Genomic DNA, 1,811 nt, shown 5'->3' with positions numbered 1-1,811 from the left:
GGCGACAGGAATAGTGGTTCATGATCCTGGATGCAAATATGCCCTAGATGTGAATACAGGCAAATGGAAACAGAAAAAACGCAACCAGTTCAGGGTGTCAGCAGTCAATTCAGCTTGTCTATATGATGAATACAAGGAGCTTGACCTGTCATCAGATAAATAAGTATGGCTGTATTACTTGAAAAATCATCTGTCTCTTGGAGTGTCACGTATTTCAAGAAACTGTCTGTCACCTGCAAGCCAGTCAGCAATTGTACTGACTACTTTTTCCGGATCTTTTTTGGCTCCCCGAATACTGCATTCCCAGACAATGCAGACTCGCCAATTACTAGCGCGCAGGATATCTACAGCTCTGGAATCATTCGCCTGATTACGGCAGATTTTTTCCTGCCAGAATTCCGTCCGCGTTGCCGGTAACCTGAAAAGATGACAATTCTGATGACCATGCCAGAAACAGCCGTGTATAAAAATCACTGACCTGTATTTTGGCAAAACAATATCAGGTTTTCCCGGAAGATCTTTTACATGAAAACGATACCGAAATCCTTTTTTATGAAGCAAATGTCTGACTAATAATTCAGGCTTTGTATTGCTACCTTTGATTCCAGCCATCATACGGCTGCGTGTAGATGGATCAACAATGTCTACCATCTATCTCTCCTAAGCTATATTCGAAACTTAACAGAATAAAACTTCAACAATATTGTTTATATTGCACATTTTTCATTTAATTATAAGTACTCGTGTCTAGCTAATATTTAACATAAAAACTCTTATACGCAACCCAGGTTAATCCTGGGCTTTTTGTTCAATCTCATCATTGGCCGCAAACATGCCTGGATTAGTGAGCTTAATATTTTCCTGACAACTTTCACACAGCATCAACCCGGCAAAAAGCTGTACATTCTGTCCATTTCCACAAAGCGTACATGGTTTTAAAAGTTGAATAATATTGTCCAAAATTAAGATTCCTTAGAAGAAAAGTTTTGTTCCGCATAATTAGCGGCCTTAGCTTGCATACTTCTAATTTCGTCTTTAGAAGCACCATTTTTCATTAATAACCATAAAAGCATCATGTATGTACTACTAAAATCCTCATAGTATTTTTCAGAAAAATTATTATCTTCCTCAAAGTCATCTATTCGCTTTTCTAATCGATTCACCAGATCCTCAATACGATCTGCCTGCTGCTTAACAGCAATAGATTGAAAATCATTAGTCAAAATTTTACTGAACAATTTACTGGTTCTGATTCCTTCTGAATTAGCCAATTGATCGTAGAATTCTGCTACTTGTGGATCTAGTCTGACTGCATAAGTTTTGACTTTTTCGCCCATAAATTACATCTCTTATAAAAATTAGATTTTGTACAAAATTAAATCAAGATAATTCAATAATTTAAATTAAAAGAATAAATAAATTACGTACAAATCTATTTGTACAGAATTAATTTATTATAAAACAAAAACTTATTTAAATATAATGCTTTTTTTATGTACAACCATGAGTACATAGTTTTTCTTAAATTTATCAATATCTTATCTAAAAAAAGTGTTGTTTTGATGTACAAGCATGAGCACAGCATAAAAAATAGATAATTCAATCACTTATTCTAAAAAAAGACCATTTTTCTGTACACGTTTCTGAGACCCTAAAAAATCGCTGAAATCCTTATCCTGTAAGGCTTTGAGGGGTGTCATCGTTAGATGCGTGGTGTGTGACAAAAAAATCCCGGCATGTGCCGGATCTTGGATTGGAAAATTGGCTAAAGTGACGTAGGGCCGGTGCTTGGTTTTGCATGGAAAAAAGTA

At 35.5% G+C, this 1,811-nt stretch carries 4 protein-coding genes; all 4 read right to left on the bottom strand.

All coding sequences use genetic code 11. The annotated features are described in order from the left end of the window. Positions 1–186 precede the first annotated feature (186 nt). Positions 187–651 (bottom strand): very short patch repair endonuclease, encoded by a 465-nt coding sequence (locus tag FTV34_RS17230; RefSeq protein WP_163146739.1) that lies wholly within the window; start codon positions 649–651, stop codon positions 187–189. A 138-nt stretch (positions 652–789) separates the two neighbouring features. Next, on the bottom strand, positions 790–960 hold the full coding sequence (locus tag FTV34_RS17225; protein WP_180070886.1) for a hypothetical protein: 171 nt from the start codon (positions 958–960) through the stop codon (positions 790–792). Positions 961–962: 2 nt separating this feature from the next. Then, positions 963–1,337: a hypothetical protein gene (locus FTV34_RS17220; RefSeq protein WP_046206308.1), complete on the bottom strand. Its 375-nt coding sequence runs from the start codon at positions 1,335–1,337 to the stop codon at positions 963–965. A gap of 270 nt (positions 1,338–1,607) precedes the next feature. Then, a partial coding sequence (locus FTV34_RS17840) for a hypothetical protein (RefSeq protein ID WP_147502431.1) occupies positions 1,608–1,811 on the bottom strand: 204 nt, incomplete at its 5' end.

Origin of the sequence: Acinetobacter sp. YH16038, from assembly GCF_013417275.1 — a bacterium.
Lineage (GTDB): Bacteria > Pseudomonadota > Gammaproteobacteria > Pseudomonadales > Moraxellaceae > Acinetobacter.
The sequence above is the reverse complement of the archived record's forward strand: the minus strand, read 5'-3'. Positions and strand labels throughout refer to the sequence as shown.

Bases quoted from the DNA above. Each gene is read 5' to 3' on its own strand.
- FTV34_RS17230 (WP_163146739.1), bottom strand. From the start codon at position 651: ATGGTAGACATTGTTGATCCATCTACACGCAGCCGTATGATGGCTGGA.
- FTV34_RS17220 (WP_046206308.1), bottom strand. From the start codon at position 1,337: ATGGGCGAAAAAGTCAAAACTTATGCAGTCAGACTAGATCCACAAGTA.